Source organism: Streptococcus cristatus, assembly GCF_003943815.1.
Lineage (GTDB): Bacteria > Bacillota > Bacilli > Lactobacillales > Streptococcaceae > Streptococcus > Streptococcus cristatus_F.
In genome coordinates this window covers 39,160-64,681 of sequence record NZ_RJNA01000003.1, presented here as the reverse complement: position 1 = coordinate 64,681, position 25,522 = coordinate 39,160, and the positions used below count along the sequence as shown (strand labels likewise).

The window sequence follows — 25,522 nt, the reverse complement described above, 5'->3', positions numbered from 1 at the left end:
TTATACCAATTTGTCCAAGAAGCTTTCACCAATCATGGCCTTGTCGACACTGAAGTTGTCAGCGATGGTTGCTGAAATGTCCGCAAAATGCCCGACAGGCAAGTGGCCATTCCCCTTGAGGGATTTACCAAAGACCAAGAGCGGAATGTACTCACGAGTGTGGTCGGTTCCAGCATAGGTTGGATCGTTACCATGGTCAGCAGTAATCATGAGCAAGTCGTCTTCCCGCATGTTTTCAATGATTTCTGGCAAGCGAGCGTCAAATTCCTGCAGACAATCACGATAGCCATGCGGATCACGACGGTGACCATAAAGAGCATCGAAGTCTACCAAGTTGGTAAATGAGAAGCCATACTTGAAGTCCTCAGACTGGATAGCCTTAACCAGATTGTCTACACCATGATTATTGGACTGGTTGTGGCCCATGTCGTGGTTGATACCAGCACCGTTGAAGATGTCGTTAATCTTACCAACTGAATAAGTATCAATGCCTGCTTCATTGAGCTTGTCCAAAACAGTTGGCTCAAATGGAGAAACTGCATAGTCATGGCGATTGGCTGTACGAGTGAAGTTACCTGGCTCACCTACATAAGGGCGAGCGATGATACGTCCCAGAAGCGCAGGGCGTTCCAAGGTGATAGAGCGAGCGTATTCGCAGATACGATAGAGCTCTTCCAAAGGAATCACCTCTTCATGTGCCGCAATTTGCAATACTGGGTCAGCAGAAGTATAGATGATCAATTCGCCAGTTTCCATCTGACGAGGCCCGAAGTCGTCAATAACTGCCGTGCCAGAATAAGGTTTGTTCGCCTCACGAATAACTTTGCGACCAGAAAATTCTTCAATTTTAGTCAAGATTTCCTCTGGGAAGCCATTCCAGAAAGTATCAAAAGGCTCAGTAATGTTCAGACCCATGATTTCCCAGTGACCTGTCATGGTATCTTTACCTAAAGAAACTTCTTCTAATTTAGTATAGTAACCACTTGGATTTTCCTTAGCTGGTACAGTTTTCAAGGCTTGCTCACGCTCGATATTGCCCAAGCCCAGCTTAGCCATATTGGGCACGTCTAGGCCGACTGCTTTGGAAATATGTCCCAGAGTATCGGAAGCTCCATCTGGCACCCCTGCATTAACAAAATTGTTAGCATCTGGTGCCGCCCCAATTCCGACTGAGTCCATAACGACTAAGTGAATACGATTAAATTTTGACATGAAAACCTCTTTTCTAGTTGTCTGTTTCTAAAACCTTTACGCCACCTTGTCCTGCGACGATAACCTTGTTGACCATTTTGGTGAAAAGGCCGTGCTCAACAACGCCCACGATATGATCTAATTCTCGGCCAAATTCGACTGGATTTTCGATTACACCTAGATCTAGATCAATAATGAAGTTCTGCATATCCGTGATAAAACGTTGGCCATTTTTTTCACGGAAACTTGGCTTGTAGCCTGCTTGAGCAAAGCGACGGAAAACTTGCTCCGCACCATATTGCACTACTTCGACTGGTAGCTTGAAAGCACCTAGCTTTTGAACCAATTTGCTCTCATCAACCACCCAGATGTAGTCCTTGGAAGGTGTCGCGACAACTTTCTCCATCAACAGGGCCCCGCCTCCGCCTTTGATGCCGTTGAACTGAGGATCCACTTCATCAGCTCCATCAACGGTCACATCGACCTGATCCACTTCATCAATGGATTTCAGCGGAATGCCCAAGCCTTCTGCTTGCTTGCTGGTCACGCTAGAGGTTGTGACTGCAGTAATCTGCAAGCCTTCCTCTTTGATACGTCGACCAATTTCCTCGACAAAATAGTAAGCAGTCGAACCTGTTCCCAGACCGACCACCATCCCGTCTTCGACAAATTCAGCAGCCTTAGTGCCTGCTAGTTTCTTTAGAGTTTCCATAGCACCTCCTCAAATCAACTATGTTTAGTATATCACAATTCTTTGAAATTTGAAAGTGTTTTCAGCTCTTTAAACGGTTCTTCACATTTTAATAGTGCTCCATTCCACGAAAATCTCCTTAAAATCTTGCCCCTGGTCCTATTTTGCGTTACAATGAAGATAGGCAAATTACTAAAAGAAATACATATTTCAAGTAGTAAACTATAGAAAATCTGAGGAGGTTGTTATGATGCAGCAAGAAAATAAAGTTCTAGGTATTTTAGCCATTGTCTTTGGAGCAATCGCTTTACTTGGCTCCTGGATACCAATCATCAATTATCTATCTTTTTTTATCGGTACTATTGCTCTTATCCTTGCTATTATCGGTCTCATTATTAACCAAAAGAAACCGAAAACTTTGGCTATAATTGGTTCTGTCATTTCCTTTTTCTCCTTAATCATCGCACTGGTCACTCTATCATTCTATTCCCGTATGTTCAATGAAATGGGAAAAGGACTTGATGCTCTGACAAACTCTTATAGTTCCTATTTTGATTCGTCAGAAAGAAAAATAGAAAAAGAAAAAGAAGAAGAAAGTACGAAGTTTACATGGACAAAAGCAGAATTTGATGCACTCAAAGAGGGCGATATTTTGAAAAGAGGTGCAGGCGGAACAAAATACGACGACGTCATTCGCGACCACGGCAAACCAACTGACGAAACCACTTCCACTGTCAGCGGCTCTGAATTAAAAACCATCACCTACTTACCAGGAGGAAGCAAATATCAAGCCGTCATCCTAACTTTTTCAAAAAATGAAGACGGTTCTTTCCTACTGACTAGCAAGATAGGAACAGGTTTAGAGTAAAATAAATTTCCTACCCAACAGCTGTTTTTCTTTTATGAGTATTGGTAAAATCAAGGAAGAAACTCTAGCCGTCAGTCGCATTTTACTAAGGCACAAGGATTTAACTACCACTTTCTCACTATACCTATTAATTAATGCAAAACAAGGACAAAACGATGCAAAAGTCTCAAAAACTTTTTGGGTGAATTTGGGGCGAACTGGTAGGAAAAGCTTATTAAATAAGCTTTCAGAAAGGATATACATGATAACACGAGAATTTGATACCATCGCTGCTATTTCGACCCCTCTTGGGGAAGGAGCCATCGGTATCGTCAGACTAAGCGGGACGGACAGCTTTGCTATTGCACAAAAAATCTTTAAAGGCAAGGATTTAAGTAAAGTGGCCAGCCACACACTCAACTACGGCCATATCGTTGACCCTCAAAATCAGGAGGTTCTGGATGAGGTCATGATCGGTGCTATGCGCTCTCCTAAGACTTTCACCCGTGAGGATATCATCGAGATCAACACCCACGGTGGGATTGCAGTGACTAATGAAATCCTACAGCTGGCTATCCGAGAAGGGGCTAGAATGGCAGAGCCTGGCGAGTTTACCAAGCGGGCCTTTCTCAATGGGCGCGTAGATTTGACTCAGGCTGAGGCCGTTATGGACATCATCCGCGCCAAGACTGATAAAGCCATGAACAATGCTGTCAAGCAGCTGGACGGCTCTCTTTCTGACCTTATCAATAGCACCCGCCAGGAAATCCTCAACACACTGGCTCAAGTCGAGGTCAACATCGACTATCCTGAGTACGACGATGTTGAGGAAGCAACAACGGAAATCATTCGTGAAAAAACACTTGAATTCGAGCAACTTCTGACACAGCTTCTCAAAACTGCGCGACGCGGTAAGATTCTGCGCGAAGGGATTTCCACTGCTATCATCGGTCGACCTAATGTTGGTAAATCCAGCCTCCTCAACAATCTTCTGCGTGAGGACAAGGCCATTGTAACAGACATCGAGGGGACAACTCGTGATGTGATTGAGGAGTACGTCAATATCAACGGCGTACCGCTCAAGCTCATCGATACCGCAGGGATTCGGGAAACGGATGATATTGTGGAGCAGATTGGCGTTGAGCGCTCTAAAAAAGCCTTACAGGAAGCTGACTTGGTTCTCTTGGTTCTCAATGCCAGCGAGCAACTAACTGACCAAGACAAACAATTACTTGAAATCAGCCAAGATAGCAATCGCATCGTCCTGCTGAACAAGACTGACCTTGAAGAGAAGATTGAACTAGACCAGCTGCCGACTGATGCAATCAAGATATCCGTTCTAAACAATCAAAACATTGATAAAATCGAGGATCGTATCAATCAGCTCTTCTTTGAGAATGCTGGGATTGTCGAGCAAGACGCCACCTATCTGTCCAATGCCCGCCACATCTCTCTCATCGAAAAGGCTGTCGAAAGCTTGCAAGCCGTCAATCAGGGACTGAAATTAGGCATGCCAGTGGATCTCCTCCAAGTCGATCTGACCCGCACTTGGGAAATCCTCGGCGAAATCACTGGAGACGCCGCACCAGACGAACTCATCACCCAGCTCTTCAGCCAATTCTGCCTAGGAAAATAATATGGGAATCACAGAGTTTATCAAAGCAAAAAATCTAGGCGAATACCTAGAAAGTCGAAAGAATGGACAGGCCAGAGAGCGCATCCAAAAACGCAGCTGGTTGGAGGTCCTCCTCCACAAAGCCCGTACTACCAAAATAAATCCTGAAAATCACCAAAAAATGAAGAAAACGAAACACGGTTCTTGAAAAACAGAACCGTGTTTGTCTATTCAATCTAGCTGAGAATTTGCCTGATCATGAATCGTGGCACTCTCCTTGTCCCAAACTATTTTTCTGTTGGGCTACATCTTCATCGGACTTGAGTCAGCACTCCGTCTTGCATCTCATAGACCTTGTCAACCTCGTCCAGCAAGCGGGTATCATGAGTAATCATGACTACGCTCTTGTTGAATTTTTGAGTCACTTCTTTGAGCAGATGGACCACGCGCTTGGCCCGCTCCGTATCCAGACTAGCTGTCGGCTCATCAGCCAAGATAATGTCAGGGCTATTGTAAAGCGCTCTAGCGATAGCAGCCCGCTGCCGTTCCCCACCGGACAATTCTTTGGGATACTGCTTAAGCGTGTCTTTTAGATCTAGCAGCTCAATCAGACTGTCTAGATCCGTCCTTTCCTTTTTAGATAAGCGGTCAATCAGCTGGAACTGGTCTTCGATTTTCAAAAAGGGTATGAGATTGGAAGCCTGCAAAATAAAGCCAAAATCATTGAAACGTAGAGCAGCCCTTTCCTTTTCCTTGAGCTGGGAGGTATCTTTTCCACGCAGGAGAATCTGTCCTTTTGAGGGAGTTTGCAAATGCCCCAGCAAGGTCAGAAAGGTTGTTTTACCCGATCCTGACGGCCCAATAATAGCTACAAACTGCCCCGCTTCCAGTTGGAAATCAGTTGGTTTCAGGGCTTGGACTAGCGTATGCCCCTGGCCGTATTCTTTTGTAACCCCTTTTAGTTCTATGATTGACATTTACTCACCTCCAATCGCTGTGATAGGGTCAATTTTCAGAACCCGATGAATGGACAAGAGTCCGCCAGCCAGTGACATGAAAACAATGAGGACAATTAAACCAGCATAAGCTCTCCAGTCACTGTAAAAAGGCATAGAAGCCGGCAAGACTAGCTGGGTTCCCAAGAGAGCCAAGACAGCTAAGCTGATTCCCAGAGTGGACAGGATGAAAATCTGCCAAAAAATAGAAGCAATAATCTTCCCACTGGCAATTCCTTGGGCGCGCATAATACCGTAAAGATGCGTCTTTTGGATGGTAATGATGTACATGAAAATTCCCAATACCAAAAATGTAATCAGAACCATGGCCCCAATCATAAAGGAAAAAGTCAGTACCTGAGGCTGATAACCAGGGATATTTTCTATAAAATCACTCATAGAGAGCTGACTAAGTCCTGCTTCTTCAATCTTCTGACCATCCTTGACCACAAGTGCGCTGATATTCTTAACCTGACTTGAGCCGTACTTTAATTCCCTGAAATCATCTAGAGCCATAAAAATTACAGGTTGCGTAAAGAAGCTATTATCCTCTGTGAAGCCAACAACCTGATAGAGGCGCTCACTGCCATTGAGCTGGAGTTGGTCGCCTAGTTTCACACCTTTTTGCTGGAGGCGCTTATCCGCAATGACTTCATAAGCAGTCTCAGCAGGACGTCCCTCAATAATGTCAGGCGCTAGAAAACTATCCCAAGAGAGACCAAAAACTTGAGCGTTGAGTTTATCCGTCCCATCTTCATAATTGGCCACTGCTGCCGTCTGTCCCAAAGCCGCAATTGAGTCCCCTTGAAGCAGGCTATTATACTCCTCTTCCTTGAGAGTCGAAGCAACCAGATTCTTATTGGCATACTCTGACAAGACGATTGACTCAGCCTGCCATTGGTCCAGAGCCAAGCGATTAAGCCTAGCCAAACCGACAGAAAGACTAGACAAAAAGAAAACCATATAGGTAATGAGAAAGACCACAGCAACCACTAAACGATAGCGTCCACGGCTGTAGATAATCTCTTTAAAAGCTAAAAACAAAGCTGTCCTCCTTTGAGTTATTAAAGATCATTATATCATAAAGAAGCAAGCTAGAAAAACATATGAGACTAATGGTAACCAGATTCACACGAAAATCACTAAGTCGTATAGCGATTCCCTAAGTCAGAAACATTCCTTGAAAGAAATTCATAAAATAAAAAGAAACAAGGGCTTCAGTTCATCTACCGAAACCGTTCTTGTTTCTTTTTCTTTACGCTTCGCACACTCTTTTTCTGAGCAGATTGAGAAACGCTTTACTGCTTAGTAAAGGTCAGAATATCTGGATCATCATCTAGTTCGTCCACAATCAGCTGATTGCCATTTTGACGATAGCTTTTGACATCGTCACCGACAATTAGGCTCTGCTTCGCTGCATCTACTTGTACCTGTTTGATTTCCTTACTGCCATCGACCTCGGTCTCAGTCCAAGTGCCAGTCTTACCGCTGATTTCTAGGACATGCTGGTCACCATCATGGTCGGTTGCTTGGTAGCGTCCGTCTAGATTGCTGGTCTGGCCTGCATTGGATGAAGAAGTCTGTTCTTGCGCAGGCTGTGATGTTTGGCTTTGGGTATTTTGTGATGAGTTAGCATTTTCTCCCTGATTAGCATTGCCTGAGCAAGCAGTCAATAAAACTGCGACTGTTAATGATAAGATTCCAGTAAAGGCTTTTTTCGAAATAGTCATAGTGTTTCCTCCTTTTTTTCTACATTTGTAGTTTATAATTATATTCTACAATTGTCTGTTTTGTTTGTCAATCATATAGCATTTTTTATCTAAAAATAAAAAATTCCCCAGCCTTACTTGACTGGAGATGTAGAATTTCTTGCTTCTTCTAGAGGATCAAAGCTAGTCATCCTTGATGGACGAGCCTTCTGCCTCATCCCCAAATATCAAGGTCGACTGTTGCAGATAGGGATTGGGGTACTTTCTAAGCAAATCTTTCACAGCTTCTACCAAAACCTCCTGCTCCACCTGACCTGCTTGGTATCGCTCTAAAAGAAGCATAAAATTTTCTTTTTCAGCTGGGCTGGCTTTTTTCTTAAAATAGCCCCAAACATGCTGAAAGGCATTGCAGACCTGACCGCGATTTTCAGGCAGGGCTACCGCCTGATCAATCAAGTCTTGGACATGTGCCGCTTCCACCAAATCGCTTTTCAGATACTGACGGATTTCCAGATAGATCTTACTGGAATGACTGAGCACCAGATATTTATTTCTAGCCCAAAGAGTCTGACATTGGGAGATTTGGCTTACATTTTCCATGATTACTTTTCCTTCTAATCTTCACTTTCGAATTCTTCCAACCTCGTCCACATCGTTACTCGCATCCCAGTCATAAAGTTAGCAAGATAAAAAGCAATTTTATGAGACCAGTACCAAGTCCGCTTAGCTTTCTTCTGTTGTACAGTTACTTAAATCTTGAGAGTACAAAAACGAGCAAACAACCACCTAAAACCGGGCGGAGGTTGTACAGTTACTTAAATCTTGAGAGTACAAAAACAATCTTGATATGGACATTCAGAGCAGGATTGTTGTACAGTTACTTAAATCTTGAGAGTACAAAAACTCAGACGAAACTTCCTTATACCAAACGACGGTTGTACAGTTACTTAAATCTTGAGAGTACAAAAACGTGTGAGTTCGCCCTTCGACGATGGTCCCAGTTGTACAGTTACTTAAATCTTGAGAGTACAAAAACTTAAAATTGCATTAACTGTCATAGCAAATTGTTGTACAGTTACTTAAATCTTGAGAGTACAAAAACCAAGTCGAAACGTTCACGAAGTACACATTAGTTGTACAGTTACTTAAATCTTGAGAGTACAAAAACAGGCATTGAGATTGAGGAGGTGGAAGATGAGTTGTACAGTTACTTAAATCTTGAGAGTACAAAAACCCTTTAAGCTTTTGCTTGAGGTCAAAGGCAGTTGTACAGTTACTTAAATCTTGAGAGTACAAAAACTAATGAGTAGGTCTGACAACTTGGAAATAGGTTGTACAGTTACTTAAATCTTGAGAGTACAAAAACAAGAACCGGAAGCCGGGCCACTATCGACTCGTTGTACAGTTACTTAAATCTTGAGAGTACAAAAACAGCGTCCGATAGCACCACCTGAAGCTGTTTGTTGTACAGTTACTTAAATCTTGAGAGTACAAAAACATGAGCAGGGTTTTGATATCCTTGCCAAATGTTGTACAGTTACTTAAATCTTGAGAGTACAAAAACAGGGTAGCAGCACTAGCTTTAGCCTCTAGGTTGTACAGTTACTTAAATCTTGAGAGTACAAAAACTTTCTTTCTTATGTACACTGTTACGGAGGGGTTGTACAGTTACTTAAATCTTGAGAGTACAAAAACGTGCGCCCTAGGAGATAATCCGTGCTAACAGTTGTACAGTTACTTAAATCTTGAGAGTACAAAAACTTACGGTGGTTAATTTCTTAGTATTAAAATGTTGTACAGTTACTTAAATCTTGAGAGTACAAAAACCTGTTTTGGAAACAGCAGACAAAAAAGACCGTTGTACAGTTACTTAAATCTTGAGAGTACAAAAACCAGTTGGAGCTATACCTATGACGAGCTGGCGTTGTACAGTTACTTAAATCTTGAGAGTACAAAAACGGTTCTGAAACAATGGAATTTCGTAGGGAGTTGTACAGTTACTTAAATCTTGAGAGTACAAAAACTGAATAACTTCGTATAGATTGGCTGCACTGTTGTACAGTTACTTAAATCTTGAGAGTACAAAAACCTCCGCCCTAGTTTCTATCTGAGATTTGACGTTGTACAGTTACTTAAATCTTGAGAGTACAAAAACCTGTTGGACTAAAAGTCAACGCTCCTTATGAGTACAAAAACCTCCGCCCTAGTTTCTATCTGAGATTTGACGTTGTACAGTTACTTAAATCTTGAGAGTACAAAAACTCAGCTTCCGATATTAGTTGGTGAGGAGAGGTTGTACAGTTACTTAAATCTTGAGAGTACAAAAACAGATATCCTCAGCATTTCTAAATGCGTACTGTTGTACAGTTACTTAAATCTTGAGAGTACAAAAACTGGAGTAGTGACGTTCACTGGATACGATGGGTTGTACAGTTACTTAAATCTTGAGAGTACAAAAACGGCAGTTGGTCAATCAAAAGACGGCCAGCGGTTGTACAGTTACTTAAATCTTGAGAGTACAAAAACGAGGGGGTGGATTAAGAATGATCGAATTTAGTTGTACAGTTACTTAAATCTTGAGAGTACAAAAACCACGCAAGATGGCTGAGATTGAACAATTTAGTTGTACAGTTACTTAAATCTTGAGAGTACAAAAACTGTGTCTGTGTAGAGCCTTAAGCCCTCATTGTTGTACAGTTACTTAAATCTTGAGAGTACAAAAACCCGCAGTATACGGGGTTGGCCAGAATTCCTGTTGTACAGTTACTTAAATCTTGAGAGTACAAAAACCCAAGTACGAAAATTACACAGTAACGGCTGGTTGTACAGTTACTTAAATCTTGAGAGTACAAAAACGCCTTATGGATGATGATAGGCTGCCTCTGCGTTGTACAGTTACTTAAATCTTGAGAGTACAAAAACTGCCGCTTCGGGGGGTACCCTCGTTGACTTGTTGTACAGTTACTTAAATCTTGAGAGTACAAAAACCGATACTGCTCTTTAATCTGGCAGTCAGGAGTTGTACAGTTACTTAAATCTTGAGAGTACAAAAACACATTGACTTTCTTAGCACATTTCACAACAGTTGTACAGTTACTTAAATCTTGAGAGTACAAAAACGAGTTTGCTTGAACCCTATCCAAGACATCGGTTGTACAGTTACTTAAATCTTGAGAGTACAAAAACTAGGTTGAAGGTTTATAGGGCTCTTGCGTGGTTGTACAGTTACTTAAATCTTGAGAGTACAAAAACGTCATGATAATTTCTCCTTGAGATTGTTTTGTTGTACAGTTACTTAAATCTTGAGAGTACAAAAACATATTGAGACATTGACCATCAACAAAAAAGGTTGTACAGTTACTTAAATCTTGAGAGTACAAAAACGGATGAAATATTTCCTGTGGTAGATATTTGTTGTACAGTTACTTAAATCTTGAGAGTACAAAAACCGAATACCACGAACGTCATAGATGGCTGCAGTTGTACAGTTACTTAAATCTTGAGAGTACAAAAACCCGTATCGGTGAATTAGGACAGTACCTGGCGTTGTACAGTTACTTAAATCTTGAGAGTACAAAAACCATCTATATCAAAGAGAAAGACTATTTTTAGTTGTACAGTTACTTAAATCTTGAGAGTACAAAAACTGAATTATCATAAGACCCATCAGAATAACTGTTGTACAGTTACTTAAATCTTGAGAGTACAAAAACCTCAAATTAAAAATTTTTGCTTTTTGTACTCTCATACTGATTATAGATTCTCCCCAAAAGCTTGTCAAGTCTAATATTTTAAAAAATTTGTTAATAATGGATTAGCCATCTGTACTTTAAAATCAATAATTTTATCATATTGGTATAAGCTATTCATAATTTTTAAAGTGACCATATCATAAATCGAAAGACTCATATGTTCCACATCAGAGCTAAATAAATAAGGAGAAATTTTTTGCAAAGAAATTAGAAATTCTTCTTCATTAGGAATCTCATTGGATGGATAACGCTGTACAAAACTTTCATACATAAACCGAAACTCATAGTAATGCTCTATAAAACCAGAAATAATATTAACAAATTCCATATTTTCTCTGTTGATATAAAGATAGCCTTCATTTGAAGGAAAAGATATTACATAAATATTAGGAAATTTTTCTGTCATCATTTGGAGGCGTTTGCAACACTTTACAAAAGATTGGTAAGTCAGATAATCATCCATACTTCTCAAAAGCAAAATTATTTTCTGATTAGTTTTTAAAAGTGTCTCTTGCAGCATGGTCAAGAATATTAAAAACTTGGTTTCATTTTCGACAAATTCGAAGGAAATATTTTTATCTCCCATTCCAAAATATGGTAGAAAATTTTTTAAAATCAGTTGTTCTACATTCAGATAGACGCTTTCAGTATGATAATCAATATCGCCAATTTGAAAATTGAGTTGCTTATTTACTATAGCAGATATTTGATCTAGTTTATCATTAATAAAATCAATTTGTTCCATCACTTCTAGGTTATCCAGTTTAGATTTTAAAAAATCAAATGCAACTGTTCCCTTTTTATAATTCATCTGCTCAATCAAATCCTGAATATTTGAAATTGAAACAATCTTATACTCACTTCTTTTTATGATCATCTCTTCTGTACAAATTTCTGGTTCGCTTTGTTCAAAGAGTGTTAAGTCCTCTGTGTTGTATTTTTTACCACCAAAATACCAGACTAATAATTGCCAAATATAATACTTCAACTGTTGGTCTTCACCAACAACCTGCGTAAATTTTCCAAAATTAATGGCTAGGTTTTCCTTATAAGGATGCTTAAAATATAGTTTCATATGATTACCAACTTATTATCACTGACTACTTCTTCTTGCTTCGTCTTCCCACCAATAATCAGAACCATTTCAGAAAACTGTTTTTCCGTCACAGCCAGCAACCGAACATTTCCACTAGGTAAATTACTTTGTTTTAATTTCTTATAGAATTTACCAGCAAAGCTACGATTAGGGCAAGTTCGATAATATACAGAAAACTGTAGCATTTCAAAACCATTTGCAATCAATTCTTTACGAAAATTACGGTAGATTCTCTTTTCCTGATTAGTTTCCATAGGAAGATCAAAAAAACAAATCAATCTCATCGCTTCATACCTCATTTTATTTACTCCATTCCAAACTTGAGACGATCGGACAGTAAAATTTTGTTGTATCTTTATCCGCAATACATTTGATAAATCCTTTTACATATTTATCCATAGCTCCAGTTACAGTGCAATTTTCCTTACCATAACGAATCTTTGCATTTAATAAATCTGTTAAAGCTAATCGAAATTCATATTTCAAATAGTCTTCCTCTCTCAAATGATGATAAACCCATACATCAATAATCTGCCTGAAAGGTTCCATCAGATCGTCTACCAGGTTAAATTGATTGTATTCATTTTTATGAAAGATTCCAATCAAGGGATTTAATCCATAACCAGCCACAATCCTTGCCATTTGAGCTCTCATAATCGCATAACCATAATTTAAACCTGCGTTGATAACATCAGCTTCCTGTTGAGTTACGCGCACAAATTTTTTACCAAATAATTCATTGAAATATACTTTAGCTGCATGACCCTCTCGATTTGTTTTATCGCCTAACTCAATATGTTCTTTATAGTCAGCTAATAGTTGAATACAATCTAAATCCTTCTCAAACATAGCTAACACATCCTGCTGGTTATTAATTTTGAAATAAGTAACAATTTGCCACAGCTTGTCCTTTTGATCCTGCGTCCAAAGCAATTGTTCTTGTAGCCTCTTATAAGCTCGGAAATGCCCATTATGAGAATGATAGATACCCGTCGGCAGATGCTCATTATCACAAACTACTAAAGCAATATTATATTTACTTAGAGCACTTAGTAAACGAAGCGTAACAACTGTATCTCCTCCCTCTGCTACTATGATAGAAATATCACTCAAAGGAATGGTATATTCTTCTCCCATCTTTTTAATTAAGAGATTATCTAGTTTTAATCTCATTTTTTCACTTTGACATACGTGTACAATTCTCCAAGTCATAAATTTCCCCTTTACAAAACGAAAACACCCCGCCAAGAGACAGGGTGTTGATTTCGGCATGAAGCCTTATCTTTGTAGCTTCTGCAAGATTTAAGTAACTGTGTAAGGCGTCCCTTACAATTACTATTATAATATATTGCAGAGCTAATTGCAACTCTTTTTAAAGATTATTTTCAAATTCGAGTTTTGGAGCATCACCCTCTTTTTTGATAAAACGTTTATTCCCTAAAACATCTGTTTGAACTTTGTAGATGGAGATATCCGCTTTATTTAAACCTTTCAAGCATTGTCCTCCTTTAGCAACGTTCCCAAATAAAGCCATTAGGGGCTGATTCCCCTCAAATTTAGCTTTATCATAGGGTTTCAATTCAACATAGTGTTTTTTGTTTGGCATAGTTCTAGATAAAAATCTAAACATTTGTTGTTCCTTAGTTTTTGTATCCTTAATTAAAAGTAAATCATTTTTATATAAGGTAAATTTGAATTCTGATTGTTCACTTACTCCTTCTTTTTCTTTGATTTCGTAATATTTTTCTGGAGTTATAGAGTAGTTCCCAGTTCCCTTTTCAAACTGCAAATCAGCATATTTCAATCCTAATAATTCATATTTTTTAGTATCTGGATTAAAATAAACATCTGTACGCCATGGATTTAATTGACGAAGAATAACTTTATTTTTGCTATTATGAGGAGTTATATTAACAAATGATTCTGGAATATTTTTATCATAGTATTTCAGACTCTTAATTTCTGGACCTTTTCCTTTTTTACTATATTTTCGAATAGGACCATTTTCCTGTCTATATTTCTCAAAGGGATTGCAAGCAACTTCTTTTCCTTTTTCATTTATCTCCTTATCAGAATAAGTTTTTAAAATCTCCTCAATGACTTTTTCAAAAGTTAGTGGATCCTTCTGGTACATCAGGAATTTACTTTTATCCTTTTTATAGAGCTTTATGAAAGCATCATAACCTATTTGAGTATATATATCCTTAATCTTACCCAATACATAGGTTTCCTCCGACTTATCTTTACCCAACTTTGCTTTTCTTGTGGCATAAATTGTTGCATCAGAAATTTTACGATTATATTTTGAATCCACTTGATAGGAAAATAAAATACGATTTTCAAATTTTTCGCTGCTTACCGTATCAACAAAATGATCATAAGGGGCTCTAAATACTAATTCTTTGTACTCATCGTCAGTCAATGAAATAATCTCCCCCGTTTCAGAATCCACAAATTGGTTTTCCTTGTATGAAATTAGAAGATTACTCTGCTTTTTCCAAAGTCTTAATTGGCTGGAGGCCGCGATAATTAATGCATCGACTGCATGATGGTGATAAGTTTCACGTGATTTATCAATACGCCACTTTCTCCTAAGTTGAGAAGTAAATTGTCCGCGCACCACTGAAATTTTGGTATCAAAATCATTTAATTTATAAAAATCCTGAAGAGCATTTAAAACTACTCGAGAAGAATAGCGAGTATCAACTAGATTGCGCTCAATAAATTTTTGTTTGATTTCAATTTTGTTAATGTCTTCCTCATTGAGCAAGTAATCTTTCTTTTTATTACTGAGTGCCTTAGAGGCTTTGACATAGGACTTAAATTCTCGATAAGGCCATGCATCATCCATACTATCCAAAGCTTGAAATGGTGTGCGCTGTCCTTTCTCTTGATTGGCTGTTGCTAAAACTAGTACCTTATTTGCTAAACTATCATCAAATGAAAGAGATAGTGGCAAAATATGATCAATCTCATATTTATATTGATTATGAATTAAATCACTGATTGGAATATTTTTTCCAGTGTATAAACATTTTTCTCCCTGCTGATGCCAGAGTCGAATCTTTGTCGCCAATTCCTTATGCCCGTGAAAAATATTGTCTGGCAGTTCTTTTTTACCATTATATTGATGAGCTGCTTTTTCCATTGCAGCATTTTTCTCATCTTCATTGGCTTTTTGACGCTTCACATAATCTTTCTTTGCATCCTCTTCATTATTTTCACGCGCCATTTCAATAACGATATTATCAAAGACACCATATTTCTTTGTAGCAAGATTTATGATTTTAATTGCTTGTCTGACTGACTTAGCAACTACTGGATTGTAAATTTCTTCGGTCAATTCCTTCTCATCAATATACTTGGTTCGTTTAGATCTTGCCTTTGTTTTTTGTTTGCCCAATCGTGTAAGGATTGTCATTTGCTCTTCAGATGTTTCATAAAGCTCTGGAATCAACTCCATCATCAATTTGATTGAAAAATTATGCCAACCTTTTCCAAACAAGGAACTATTAGACTTTCTAAATGAGACTAATTCAGCAATCTGATCTTGTTCAAATTCTCCTTTAATAAATGATACTTTAATCGCTTCTTCGATTCCTTCACGTTCTGTATTGAGTGTGAGGATATGAGCCAACTCATCTAAAACTTCTCTGGATAGTCTATCAACATCTACCGTTTCCAATGTTTGCATTTTTCGATAAATATCAAAAGTATGCATTTCTGGTTTTTCACTTTTATCAATCCGATAGCCCTTAATATCGTCCACCGACGCGTCAATCACTTTTGCTATATACTTCAACAAAGTAGCCGCACCTAAAGTTTTAGCTTTTTTGGCATACTCAATAATCTGTCTCTTCTGCTCCTCACTAAGCTTCTTAGTTTCTGTTGGAACAATCAGATTGTTCAAATCATTGAGTAAGTTAAATTCTTGTGCCGTATAAGAAGCTTTAGCAGCTCTGTATTCCTCTGGATAAAAAGTACATTTTCCAATCAAAATACCAAAAATATTATCCAAAGTTGTTCCATCTGTTCTGAAGCGTCCATAATCCGTCCGAGACTTTTCATTCCCCGGTCCATGGTAATACTTACGTTTTCCAGTTAAAATCGTTAAATAAGCCTGAATAAATTCATCAGTGATATCTTGATTATAGTATTGCTGCTTTGTCAAGATTCGCTCTGCTTCTTTTTTATAAGCTGAAGTCGAAAACACATTAAGCAGACGGTGTTTTTCTCCATTTTCTTCAACAGTAAAATCACCTCGAACCTGTCCGTATTTCTCAAAACGTTCTAGCTGAATCTGTCCCGGTGTTTTATTTGCTAGAAGCTTTCTATTTTCTTCAACAGCCTTACCATAGTCTGAAGAAGAAAACTCACTATCTTCGTTAGCATCGTCAAGATAGCTAATCCCTCTCCTTTTTACAATATTTTTCAAAGCAATGAATAATTCTTCATTAGTTAATTTTTCATTTAATCCCTTAACGCGCAGTTCGTATGGATTTAAATTGATAGATACTTGGGAAAAGTCTGTTATAAGCCCCGCATCACTAAATAAATCGGCTAGACGCACTTTTCGATGCTTCTTTCTGCGTCCTAATCTCCGCCCTTGGCGAAATTCTCGTCTCTCGACATTACTGTCAGCAGTAGCCGCTGGGAAAATCCGAGAACTAGCATGACTAATTTCACCAGTTTCTTTGTCTAAGATTCCAACACCAACAGAAGCCACACCGATATCAAGCCCTAATATTTTTCCGTTCATATGTTCACCTCGTTGAATATTATATTAATATCATTGTAACTCTAAATGTTTAAAAACTCAAGAAATAATATAATTTTGACAATCTATAATTATAAAACTGACTTTTACTTTAACATAAAATTATCCCCAGCCAAAAGACTGGGGAATCGTTTACTACCTTACTTCTGCGCCGACATTTTCTTCCAAGGATTTTTGGATTTTTTCCATGTATCTAGCCACTTCATCATCGGTTAGACTGTCTTCTGGATTTTGGAAGGTCAGAGTGTAGGCCATAGACTTGAGACCAACACCCAGCTTTTCACCTGAGAAGATATCGAAGAGCTTGATATCCGTTAAACGTTTCACTCCGGCAGCTTGAATCGCTTCAACAACCTGTCTGTGGCTGATTTCTACTTTGAGCAACAGGGCCACATCGCGAGTAACAGCTGGGAATTTGGTGATTTCTACAAAAGGCTGTTCTGGCTCAAGACTCGCCTCAATAGCCGTCAGATTGAGCTCCGCCACATAGGTTTCTGGGATGTCATAAGCCTTGGCCGTCACTGGATGAACCTGCCCAACATAACCCACTAGTTGACCTTTAATCGAAATCAGCGCTGTCCGACCTGGGTGCAGACTCTTAAGTTTATCAGTTGCTTGATAATCAGCTTCTAATCCTAGGCGGTCAAAGAGCGCTTCAACCACTCCCTTAGCGTAGAAGAAGTCCACAGGAGTCGCTGGCGTTTGGAAATCTTTTTCACTTACCAAGCCAGTTAGGGCAAAGGCAAAGCTATTGATTTCATTAGGCAATTCTTCCTTTGGATTACCTGTTTGTTCAAAGATTTTCCCAATTTCATAAAGGGCCAAATCCTTATTTTTACGAGCAACATTGTAGCTGACAGTATCCAACATGCCTGAGAGCATATTTTGGCGAAGAACACTGCGCTCCCTTGTCATCGGCCACATAAGCTCAGTAAGATTCGTAGGATTAAGCGTAAATTCGACAGCTTTTTCTGGCGTGGTCAAGGCATAGGAAATAATCTCTGTCAGCCCTGCTCCTTCAGCCACTGTCCGAACCTTGCGACGTAGCTTCTGAGTGGCCGTCAATTCACCAGCTGTTCCAGCATCTTGAGGCAGGGAAACCGGCAAGCGGTCATAGCCATAAATACGAGCAATTTCCTCGTAAAGATCTGCTGGAATACTAATATCCCAACGACGAGCAGGCACGCTGACTGTGAACAAGTCCGCAGATCCGCTAAGACCAAAGCCTAGACGACGGAAAATATCTTCAATATCCGCATAAGTTAAATCTGTTCCCAAAACTCGGTTGACATCAGAAAGGCTAGTCGAAACCTGCTTGTCAGTCGTATCTAACTGTCCTGCTTGGACAATGCCAGCATGAACAGTTGCACCCGCCAAGTCAGCAATCATGCTTGCAGCAGCATCTAGAGCTTCGGTTACTGTTGCAAGGTTAATCCCTTTTTCAAAGCGCGAAGAAGACTCCGAACGCAAGCCCAGACGGCTGCTTGTCTTACGGATTGACTTGCCATTGAAGACAGCCGCTTCCAAAACGATACGAGTAGACTTGCCAGAGATTTCCGTCGCTGCTCCACCCATGACACCTGCAAGAGCCACTGGCTTATCTGCCACAGTGATAACTAAATCTCCAACTTCCAGCTCCCGCTCTTCGCCGTCCAGCGTCACCAGTTTTTCACCAGCACGCGCTTCTCGGACGACAATCTGGTCGCCCTCAAATGTATCCAGATCAAAGGCATGCATGGGCTGACCAAAGTAGAGCAAGATGTAGTTAGTCACGTCCACTACGTTGTTAATCGGACGGATTCCTTCGTTCATGAGGAGATTTTGCAGCCACTGAGGACTCGGAGCAATGGTCACATTGTCCAAAATACGAGCTGCATAAAACGGTGCTTTTTCGCTATCAATGACAACAGACAAGCTAGCCGCAGCCTCTTTATCCCCTTCAGTCAAAGGAAATTCTTTGAAATGAACAGGCTTATCGTAGATAGCTGCTACTTCGTGCGCCACTCCGCGCATAGACAAAGCGTCAGCCCGGTTTGGCGTGATAGAAAGCTCGATAATCTCATCGTCCAGGTCTAGATAAGGGAATACCTCATCTCCTGGTACAGCACTATCTGGCAAAATTTGGATGCCATCCGCGAATTCCTTTGGCACGACAGAATCCGAAATGCCCAGCTCACCGAGAGAGCAAATCATGCCCAGTGACTCAAAGCCACGGATTTTTCCTTTTTTAATCTTATAATTATCTGCAATGCGAGCGCCTGGTACAGCCACCATAACTTTGATCCCAGCGCGAACATTCGGTGCTCCACAGACAATCTGACGAGGCTCCTCTTCACCGACATTGACCTGACAGAGGTGCAGGTGAGTTTCAGGTACATCCTCACAGCTCAAAACTTCTCCGACAACAATTTTCGAAAGACCTTCAGCTGGCGAGCTGACTCCTTCTACTTCAATACCAGTTGTGGACATTTTCTCCGCCAGCTCGGCGCTCGTCACATCCAAATCAACCAGTTCTTTTAACCATTTATAACTAACTAACATATTTATGATTTTACGACCGAGCAGACCTAACTCTGACTTTATAGACAAAGCCAGTCTATTCAATTTTCGGTCGTATTTGATTCCTCTCTATAAATTTCTGTTTTTACTAAAAGTCCAATAAACAGCGATGTTATCGTCTTTTTAGTTTAATTTCTTCCTTAAAAGCCAGTCAATATCGACCGTATCACCAGTGATATATTCATGCTGGCTAAACCTTTCAAAGCCATATTTAAAGTAAAAGTTCTGCGCCTTGAAATTTCTTTCCCAAACACCTAGCCAAGCCCAGCTAAAACCACGTTTCTCAGCTTCTGCTAAGGCAAATTCAAACATTTCCTTGCCAAAACCGAGGCCCTGATGGGAGGCAAGCACATAAATCCGTTGAATTTCAAAGGAATCTTCCAACTCTTGCTCTGTCTGAGCCTGCCCCCAGTTACACTTGAGAAAACCAGCGATCTTTTGCTCCTTGTCCAGTACAAAATAATGCTCAGACTCAGAATTAGCCAACTCCCGCGCCAGCCTTTCACGCGCCAGCTCATGGGAAAAATAATGTTCCAAATCTTCTTGCTTGATGAAAGGACCAAAAGTTTCTTGGTAGGTCTGTACTTGTAACTCCCGCAAAATATCCAGATCTTCTGGCTGAACTCTAACTAACATAGGGCACTCCTTTCTCAGAAGCGGCTGTGAGCGATATTCCTAGCTAAAATTGTCTTATAAGCTAGTATACTGATGAGCCTCTTTCCCACGCATTTCAAGTCCGCAAACATTGCTAATCAGGCTTTTCGTGATGGGATTGTTCAAAATAAGTTCTATTCTACTGACTTCTTACTTAAACTGCTGTGAAAAACGTACATCGCCTTGGTAGAAGCCACGGATATCGTTGATACCATAGCGAAGCATAGCCACCCGTTCCTGACCGAGACCAAAGGCAAAGCCAGAATATTTCTCTGAATCAATGCCACTCATTTCCAAGACACTTGGGTGCACCATTCCAGCTCCCATGATTTCGATCCAGCCAGTCTTCTTGCAGACATTACAGCCGGCACCATCACACTTAAAGCAAGATACATCCACTTCGACAGATGGTTCTGTAAATGGGAAGTAAGATGGGCGCAGACGAATCTTACGATCCGCACCAAACATTTTTTGAATAATCAGCTGCAAGGTTCCTTGCAAATCAGCCATAGAGATATTTTCCCCTACGACCAGACCTTCAATCTGGTGAAACTGGTGAGAGTGAGTCGCATCGTCTGTATCACGACGGAAAACACGTCCCGGAGAGATCATCTTGAGTGGCCCTTGGCTAAAGTCATGGGCATCCATCGCACGAGCCTGGACAGGAGAAGTGTGAGTACGTAAGAGGATCTCTTCTGTGATGTAGAAGGTATCCTGCATATCCCGCGCAGGGTGGTCTTTAGGCAGGTTCATCCGCTCAAAGTTGTAGTAGTCTGACTCAACTTCGAAACCATCCACGACCTGATAGCCCATACCGATAAAGATATCTTCGATTTCTTCACTCGTTTGGGTCAAGATATGGCGATTTCCAGCCGGAATCTTACGTCCAGGCAGGGTTACATCCAAGGCGTCATTGGCCAGCTGGGCTGCAACTTTCTGCTCTTCCAAGATTTGAGCTGCTTCTTCAAAGGCTGCATTCAGCACATCTCGTGCTTCATTAACGTGCTTCCCGATAATAGGACGCATCTCAGCGGAAACATCCTTCATCCCTTTGAGAATCTCAGTAAGACTTCCTTTTTTCCCTAGGACAGATACTTTCAGCTCCTGCATATCCTTAGCATTTTCCAGAGTAATGGTCTGCAATTGGGCTAAAGTTTCCTCACGCAGACTCTGCAATCGTTCTTCAATTGTTGACATAGTTCCTCCAAAAATAAAAACCGCGGTCTCACTCACACCGAAGCGGAGCGTTGACACGCGGTACCATCCGTTTTTTATCTGGCAAGCCAGACCTTAATTACCAATCCTAAAGCAAGTGAATTCGCCTAGCTTTCATCTAGAGAGCTCTCAGTCGCTGGCTCCCCTCCCTGTCAAACTTCCCCTAGGTTACTGGTCTTGCGGATTGCTATTCAATTATAATTCATTCTAACAGATTTCTAAACATTTCGCAAGCTCAGTTATAGAATTTACAAGAAGAAAAAGAAGTCCGTTGAGCAACAGACTTCCTTCCTTTCTTTCTATTTAATCACTTGTCCTGCTTCTTTGAGAGCATCTTCTGGTACAGTGATACCCAGTTCTTTGGCATTTTTAGTATTGATAACAGATTTACCTTTATCAAAAATATCTACTGCAGTATCAGCAGGCTTGGCACCTTTAAGGACTTTAGCAGCCATTTTACCTGTCGCAACACCGAGGTCATACTGGTCTACAACGACAGAGGCAAGACCGCCTTCTTCTACCATGGCTGTCGCACTTGGATAAATCGGTTTCTTAGCTTCTTTATTGCTGGATACAACTGTCGCAAATGCTGACGCAATGGTATTGTCAATTGGAATCCAGATAGCATCAACCTTACCAGTCATGACATTCATGGTTGATGCAATTTCATTGGTTGAAGGAACAGAATATTCCTCTACCTTGAAGCCTGCCTCTTCAGCCAATTTTTTGAACTCTTCTACCTGAGCTTTGGAGTTGTCTTCACTACTAGAATAAAGGGCACCGATTGTTTTTACATTTGGCGTTAATTTTTTAATCAACTCTAGTTGTTGCTTAGCTGGATTGTGGTCAGAAACACCTGTGATATTACCACCTGGCTTATCCAGATTTCTCACTAGGTTTGCTCCGACTGGATCTGTGATAGCTCCCATGACGATAGGCTTGTCCTTAGTAGCCGCAGCCAAGCCTTGCGCAGACGGAGTCGCAATCCCAATCAGCACATCATTGTCATTGGACACCAGTTGCTTACTCATGGTAGAGACTTTGCTCTGATCTCCCTCGGCATTCATAAAGTCAATCTTAATCTTGTCGCCCTTGTAGCCTTCCTCAGCTAGACCGTCTTGAATCCCCTTGTAAATCAAATCAAGCGAAGGGTGGCTGACATACTGCAAGACACCAACCTTGACTGTCTTACTATCGTCGCCAGTCTTAGATCCGTTGCTCTTTCCACTCAAGCTGGAATAAGCCATCCCACCGATTACCAAAACAGCCAGAAGGCCTAAAATAGTCATTAAACGTTTATTTTTCATATTTTTTCTCCATTTCTTTATTTCATTTTTTTGCTATTCAATCCCTAGGGACGCCATCGTTTAAACATGGGCAATTCTCCTTATTTTTTTATAATAAGCAACAAAAAATCCTCACACAGGTATTCTGTGTGAGGACGTAAATCGCGGTGCCACCTCAATTATGGAAAAATAGCTAGTCTTTCTCCATATCTCTGTCTTGTCATCAAACAAGCTGCACTGTAAGGTGTGCCTACCGAATTCTTATTGTTTCAAATTCATTTTATCAATTAGCCCAATTTCGTAAAGATTTGCTGCTCATTTCCACCAACCACAAGCTCGCTAAAAACAAATTCATCTACTACTTTTCTAATTTCCTATATTGTAAATTTTTCCTGAAGGGATGTCAAGGCTTTTTTGAAAATTTTTATAAAATGTTCGCTTTTTACTTATAGCGATAATCATTGACAAAAAATAAATTTCTTTTTAATGAGACTTTAGAAGCTTTTGGCTTGGTTTTTTGTTATAATCTTCTTTAGCAACTTTCAAGGAGAAAAGCATGTCTTTCGACGGATTTTTTTTACACCACATGACAGAGGAGCTCCGCCGCGAATTGCTGGGCGGCCGCATCCAAAAGATTAATCAACCTTTTGAACAGGAGCTGGTTTTACAGATTCGCAGCAATCGCAAAAGCCACAAACTGCTCCTGTCAGCCCACTCAGTCTTTGGGCGCGTCCAGCTGACAGAGACTACTTTTGAAAATCCAGCCGTTCCCAATACCTTTATCATGGTCATGCGCAAATACCTGCAAGGCGCCGTCATTGAAGCAATCCAGCAGGTGGACAATGACCGAATTTTGGAAATCAGCGTCTCCAATAAGAACGAAATCGGCGATAGCGTGGCTGTGACTTTGATCATCGAAATCATGGGCAAGCACAGCAATATCATTCTCTTGGACAAGGCTAGCGGTAAGATTATTGAAGCCATCAAACACGTCGGATTTTCGCAGAATAGCTATCGAACTATCCTACCGGGCTCAACTTATGTCACACCGCCTCAGACAGGCAGTCTCAATCCTTTCACTGTGGGTGATGAAAAGCTCTTTGAAATCCTGCATACTGAAGACATAGAACCCAAACGCCTGCAGCAAATGTTTCAGGGCTTGGGTCGGGATACAGCTACCGAACTCAGAGGCCGTCTGACGGCCGACAAGCTCAAAACCTTCCGAGCATTTTTTGCCAGTCCAACTCAGCCTAGCCTGACCGAAAAATCCTTCTCTGCTCTGCTATTTTCCGACAGCAAGACCCAAATGTCCAGTCTATCCGAGCTTTTGGACACTTTCTATAAGGACAAGGCTGAGCGTGATCGGGTCAACCAACAGGCCAGCGAACTGATTCGCCGAGTAGAAAATGAGTTGGACAAGAACCGTAAAAAGCTGGGCAAGCAGGAGGAAGAGCTCCTAGCAACGGAGAATGCAGAGGAATTCCGTCAAAAAGGGGAACTCTTGACCACCTTTCTCCATCAGGTGCCCAACGATCGGGATCAGGTAGAGCTGGACAATTACTACACAGGTGAGAAGATTATCATCGCACTTGACAAGGCCCTGACACCAAACCAAAATGCCCAGCGCTATTTCAAACGTTACCAGAAGCTCAAGGAAGCCGTCAAACATCTGACCAGTTTGATTGAGGAGACTCGGGCTACAATTCTCTATCTAGAGAGCGTGGAAACCGCCCTTGCTCAGGCTAGTCTAACTGAAATCGCGGAAATCCGAGAGGAACTTATCCAGACTGGCTTTATCCGCCGCCGCCAGAGAGAGAAAATCCAGAAAAGGCAGAAACCGGAGAAATATCTGGCAACAGATGGTCAAACCATTATCCTAGTTGGTCGCAACAATCTACAAAATGATGAGCTGACGTTTAAGATCGCCAAGAAAGACGAGCTTTGGTTCCACGCCAAGGATATCCCAGGTAGCCATGTGGTCATCACAGGCAATCTTCAGCCTAGCGATGAAGTTAAGACAGATGCTGCCGAGCTAGCAGCCTACTTCTCCAAAGCCAGACTCTCCAATCTAGTCCAAGTGGACATGATTGAGGCTAAAAAACTCAACAAGCCCACTGGTGGCAAGCCCGGATTTGTCACCTATACAGGCCAGAAAACCCTGCGCGTCACACCAGATGAAGAAAAGATTAAAAGCATGAAAATGTAAACTAATCAGTTTCTAAAATATCGATTTGGCGGATATTGAAAAACAAAAGAGGAGCCGAGGCTCCTCAAACTTACTAAATTTAAAACTCTACTTATCTTTCAGAGGTTGGGACCGCAGATTCCTAGCCCCTTTTTTTATCAGAAGTAGACAATTGTCACAGTAATTGGCTACTCAACCTTATCCATGTCCGATCTTACTTCATCGACATTGAATTTTGCAAAGAGGAACTTACGGTCTTGAACTGGGAAACGTTGATCCAACTGATCGACAGCACCTAGCTCCACAATCCCTTCCTTGATAACAAAGTCCATAACGTGACCACCAAAGGTATGGTCGTCTGAAATAAAGTGAAGATGATAGCCGGCTACACTGACACCGTGGAAAATTTCGGGTGTCCAAAAACCAACTATGGTGCCGGAGACATTATCCGCATGGTACTCAGGCTGACTTACGGCTACTTCAGCAAACTTTTTCTCTGAGGTTGATTTTGGAATCATTCGCACATGCATGTGGGAAAATTCTCCATGAATCTTGATGGAGCGGAATAGATTTTCCCCATCGTAATAGGATTCAATTCGCTTTTCCAGCTCTTCATCTGTCATTTCGAAGCGTTGGCGGAAAATGACCTCCGCTTGATGTGGAACAACCGCAGCGTAGGGCACTGTTACATCATCTGAAACTTCAACAACTTCAGGCACATTGCCAGATCCCTTAGCCTGATAGGCCTTGCCATCAAGAACAATCAACTCCCCATCAATGGAATCCAGTGTACCAATCCCTAAATCGCCGTATTTCAGGAGCTCCCCAATCGTCATGCTCCCACCATAAAGTCCAGCCATCAAAGCTCCTAGGGTATTATACTGAAATAATTTCACTGGCTCTGCCATTTTTTCTCCTATATCAATAAACTTCTGTATTTTCTAAGATAA

At 40.8% G+C, this 25,522-nt stretch carries 19 protein-coding genes, 1 CRISPR repeat array and 1 other annotated feature; of the genes, 4 read left to right on the top strand and 15 right to left on the bottom strand.

Features of this window, described 5'->3' with window-relative positions; genetic code table 11:
• Positions 1-1,212, bottom strand: coding sequence for a phosphopentomutase (locus D8872_RS02620; protein WP_125389840.1), 1,212 nt, complete (start codon positions 1,210-1,212; stop codon positions 1-3).
• A gap of 13 nt (positions 1,213-1,225) precedes the next feature.
• On the bottom strand, positions 1,226-1,903 hold the full coding sequence (gene rpiA, locus D8872_RS02615) for a ribose-5-phosphate isomerase RpiA (protein ID WP_125389839.1): 678 nt from the start codon (positions 1,901-1,903) through the stop codon (positions 1,226-1,228).
• Between the two features lie 229 nt (positions 1,904-2,132).
• Here rpiA and D8872_RS02610 point away from each other — a divergent pair, with 229 nt between their 5' ends.
• The 3 genes from D8872_RS02610 (at position 2,133) to D8872_RS02600 (ending at position 4,552) form a co-directional block, all read left to right on the top strand.
• Entirely contained in the window at positions 2,133-2,750 is a 618-nt protein-coding gene (locus tag D8872_RS02610) for a CD20-like domain-containing protein (RefSeq protein ID WP_185761372.1), read from the top strand.
• Positions 2,751-2,991: 241 nt separating this feature from the next.
• The gene (mnmE, locus tag D8872_RS02605; protein WP_125389837.1) at positions 2,992-4,365 is read left to right on the top strand and encodes a tRNA uridine-5-carboxymethylaminomethyl(34) synthesis GTPase MnmE; all 1,374 of its coding nucleotides are present in this window, start codon (positions 2,992-2,994) and stop codon (positions 4,363-4,365) included.
• A 1-nt stretch (position 4,366) separates the two neighbouring features.
• On the top strand, positions 4,367-4,552 hold the full coding sequence (locus tag D8872_RS02600) for a hypothetical protein (protein ID WP_125389836.1): 186 nt from the start codon (positions 4,367-4,369) through the stop codon (positions 4,550-4,552).
• 103 nt (positions 4,553-4,655) lie between these two features.
• Here D8872_RS02600 and D8872_RS02595 read toward each other — a convergent pair whose 3' ends face one another.
• The 12 genes from D8872_RS02595 to trpX form a co-directional block, all read right to left on the bottom strand.
• On the bottom strand, positions 4,656-5,321 hold the full coding sequence (locus D8872_RS02595; RefSeq protein WP_125389835.1) for an ABC transporter ATP-binding protein: 666 nt from the start codon (positions 5,319-5,321) through the stop codon (positions 4,656-4,658).
• Positions 5,322-6,383 carry an ABC transporter permease gene (locus D8872_RS02590; RefSeq protein WP_185761368.1) on the bottom strand — a complete coding sequence of 354 codons (1,062 nt, stop codon included), beginning with the start codon at positions 6,381-6,383 and terminating at the stop codon, positions 5,322-5,324.
• Positions 6,384-6,637: 254 nt separating this feature from the next.
• Entirely contained in the window at positions 6,638-7,069 is a 432-nt protein-coding gene (locus D8872_RS02585; protein WP_125389834.1) for an SP_0198 family lipoprotein, read from the bottom strand.
• Between the two features lie 162 nt (positions 7,070-7,231).
• Positions 7,232-7,648 (bottom strand): YbgA family protein, encoded by a 417-nt coding sequence (locus tag D8872_RS02580; protein WP_125389833.1) that lies wholly within the window; start codon positions 7,646-7,648, stop codon positions 7,232-7,234.
• A 136-nt stretch (positions 7,649-7,784) separates the two neighbouring features.
• Positions 7,785-10,761: a CRISPR direct-repeat array (repeat unit 36 nt; unit sequence GTTGTACAGTTACTTAAATCTTGAGAGTACAAAAAC).
• Positions 10,762-10,831: 70 nt separating this feature from the next.
• Complete coding sequence (csn2-St, locus tag D8872_RS02575; RefSeq protein WP_125389832.1) at positions 10,832-11,875, bottom strand: CRISPR-associated protein Csn2-St; 1,044 nt, start codon at positions 11,873-11,875, stop codon at positions 10,832-10,834.
• The gene (gene cas2 / locus D8872_RS02570) at positions 11,872-12,195 is read right to left on the bottom strand and encodes a CRISPR-associated endonuclease Cas2 (RefSeq protein ID WP_061910864.1); all 324 of its coding nucleotides are present in this window, start codon (positions 12,193-12,195) and stop codon (positions 11,872-11,874) included. The genes csn2-St and cas2 overlap by 4 nt, the downstream gene beginning before the upstream one ends.
• A gap of 1 nt (position 12,196) precedes the next feature.
• Positions 12,197-13,108 (bottom strand): type II CRISPR-associated endonuclease Cas1, encoded by a 912-nt coding sequence (gene cas1 / locus D8872_RS02565; RefSeq protein ID WP_125389831.1) that lies wholly within the window; start codon positions 13,106-13,108, stop codon positions 12,197-12,199.
• 160 nt (positions 13,109-13,268) lie between these two features.
• The gene (gene cas9 / locus D8872_RS02560; RefSeq protein WP_125389830.1) at positions 13,269-16,655 is read right to left on the bottom strand and encodes a type II CRISPR RNA-guided endonuclease Cas9; all 3,387 of its coding nucleotides are present in this window, start codon (positions 16,653-16,655) and stop codon (positions 13,269-13,271) included.
• Positions 16,656-16,808: 153 nt separating this feature from the next.
• Positions 16,809-19,238 (bottom strand): phenylalanine--tRNA ligase subunit beta, encoded by a 2,430-nt coding sequence (gene pheT, locus D8872_RS02555; RefSeq protein ID WP_376739484.1) that lies wholly within the window; start codon positions 19,236-19,238, stop codon positions 16,809-16,811.
• Positions 19,239-19,355: 117 nt separating this feature from the next.
• Positions 19,356-19,868 (bottom strand): GNAT family N-acetyltransferase, encoded by a 513-nt coding sequence (locus D8872_RS02550; RefSeq protein WP_125389828.1) that lies wholly within the window; start codon positions 19,866-19,868, stop codon positions 19,356-19,358.
• Positions 19,869-20,036: 168 nt separating this feature from the next.
• The gene (gene pheS / locus D8872_RS02545; protein ID WP_125389827.1) at positions 20,037-21,083 is read right to left on the bottom strand and encodes a phenylalanine--tRNA ligase subunit alpha; all 1,047 of its coding nucleotides are present in this window, start codon (positions 21,081-21,083) and stop codon (positions 20,037-20,039) included.
• A gap of 317 nt (positions 21,084-21,400) precedes the next feature.
• A complete protein-coding gene (gene trpX / locus D8872_RS02540) occupies positions 21,401-22,408 on the bottom strand; it encodes a tryptophan ABC transporter substrate-binding protein (RefSeq protein ID WP_125389826.1) in 1,008 nt (335 codons plus the stop codon).
• A gap of 127 nt (positions 22,409-22,535) precedes the next feature.
• Positions 22,536-22,772, bottom strand: a binding site (T-box leader).
• A 171-nt stretch (positions 22,773-22,943) separates the two neighbouring features.
• Here trpX and fbpA point away from each other — a divergent pair.
• Positions 22,944-24,593 (top strand): Rqc2 family fibronectin-binding protein FbpA, encoded by a 1,650-nt coding sequence (gene fbpA / locus D8872_RS02535; RefSeq protein ID WP_125389825.1) that lies wholly within the window; start codon positions 22,944-22,946, stop codon positions 24,591-24,593.
• A 167-nt stretch (positions 24,594-24,760) separates the two neighbouring features.
• On the opposite strand, the gene budA is transcribed toward fbpA, so the two are convergent.
• The gene (budA, locus tag D8872_RS02530) at positions 24,761-25,480 is read right to left on the bottom strand and encodes an acetolactate decarboxylase (protein ID WP_061910878.1); all 720 of its coding nucleotides are present in this window, start codon (positions 25,478-25,480) and stop codon (positions 24,761-24,763) included.
• Positions 25,481-25,522 lie beyond the last annotated feature (42 nt).

Bases quoted from the DNA above. Each gene is read 5' to 3' on its own strand.
- pheS (WP_125389827.1), bottom strand. From the start codon at position 21,083: ATGTCAACAATTGAAGAACGATTGCAGAGTCTGCGTGAGGAAACTTTA.
- budA (WP_061910878.1), bottom strand. From the start codon at position 25,480: ATGGCAGAGCCAGTGAAATTATTTCAGTATAATACCCTAGGAGCTTTG.
- D8872_RS02600 (WP_125389836.1), top strand. From the start codon at position 4,367: ATGGGAATCACAGAGTTTATCAAAGCAAAAAATCTAGGCGAATACCTA.
- D8872_RS02620 (WP_125389840.1), bottom strand. From the start codon at position 1,212: ATGTCAAAATTTAATCGTATTCACTTAGTCGTTATGGACTCAGTCGGA.
- mnmE (WP_125389837.1), top strand. From the start codon at position 2,992: ATGATAACACGAGAATTTGATACCATCGCTGCTATTTCGACCCCTCTT.
- D8872_RS02550 (WP_125389828.1), bottom strand. From the start codon at position 19,868: ATGTTAGTTAGAGTTCAGCCAGAAGATCTGGATATTTTGCGGGAGTTA.
- D8872_RS02585 (WP_125389834.1), bottom strand. From the start codon at position 7,069: ATGACTATTTCGAAAAAAGCCTTTACTGGAATCTTATCATTAACAGTC.
- D8872_RS02580 (WP_125389833.1), bottom strand. From the start codon at position 7,648: ATGGAAAATGTAAGCCAAATCTCCCAATGTCAGACTCTTTGGGCTAGA.
- D8872_RS02610 (WP_185761372.1), top strand. From the start codon at position 2,133: ATGCAGCAAGAAAATAAAGTTCTAGGTATTTTAGCCATTGTCTTTGGA.
- cas1 (WP_125389831.1), bottom strand. From the start codon at position 13,108: ATGACTTGGAGAATTGTACACGTATGTCAAAGTGAAAAAATGAGATTA.
- cas9 (WP_125389830.1), bottom strand. From the start codon at position 16,655: ATGAACGGAAAAATATTAGGGCTTGATATCGGTGTGGCTTCTGTTGGT.
- rpiA (WP_125389839.1), bottom strand. From the start codon at position 1,903: ATGGAAACTCTAAAGAAACTAGCAGGCACTAAGGCTGCTGAATTTGTC.
- csn2-St (WP_125389832.1), bottom strand. From the start codon at position 11,875: ATGAAACTATATTTTAAGCATCCTTATAAGGAAAACCTAGCCATTAAT.
- trpX (WP_125389826.1), bottom strand. From the start codon at position 22,408: ATGAAAAATAAACGTTTAATGACTATTTTAGGCCTTCTGGCTGTTTTG.
- cas2 (WP_061910864.1), bottom strand. From the start codon at position 12,195: ATGAGGTATGAAGCGATGAGATTGATTTGTTTTTTTGATCTTCCTATG.
- fbpA (WP_125389825.1), top strand. From the start codon at position 22,944: ATGTCTTTCGACGGATTTTTTTTACACCACATGACAGAGGAGCTCCGC.
- D8872_RS02595 (WP_125389835.1), bottom strand. From the start codon at position 5,321: ATGTCAATCATAGAACTAAAAGGGGTTACAAAAGAATACGGCCAGGGG.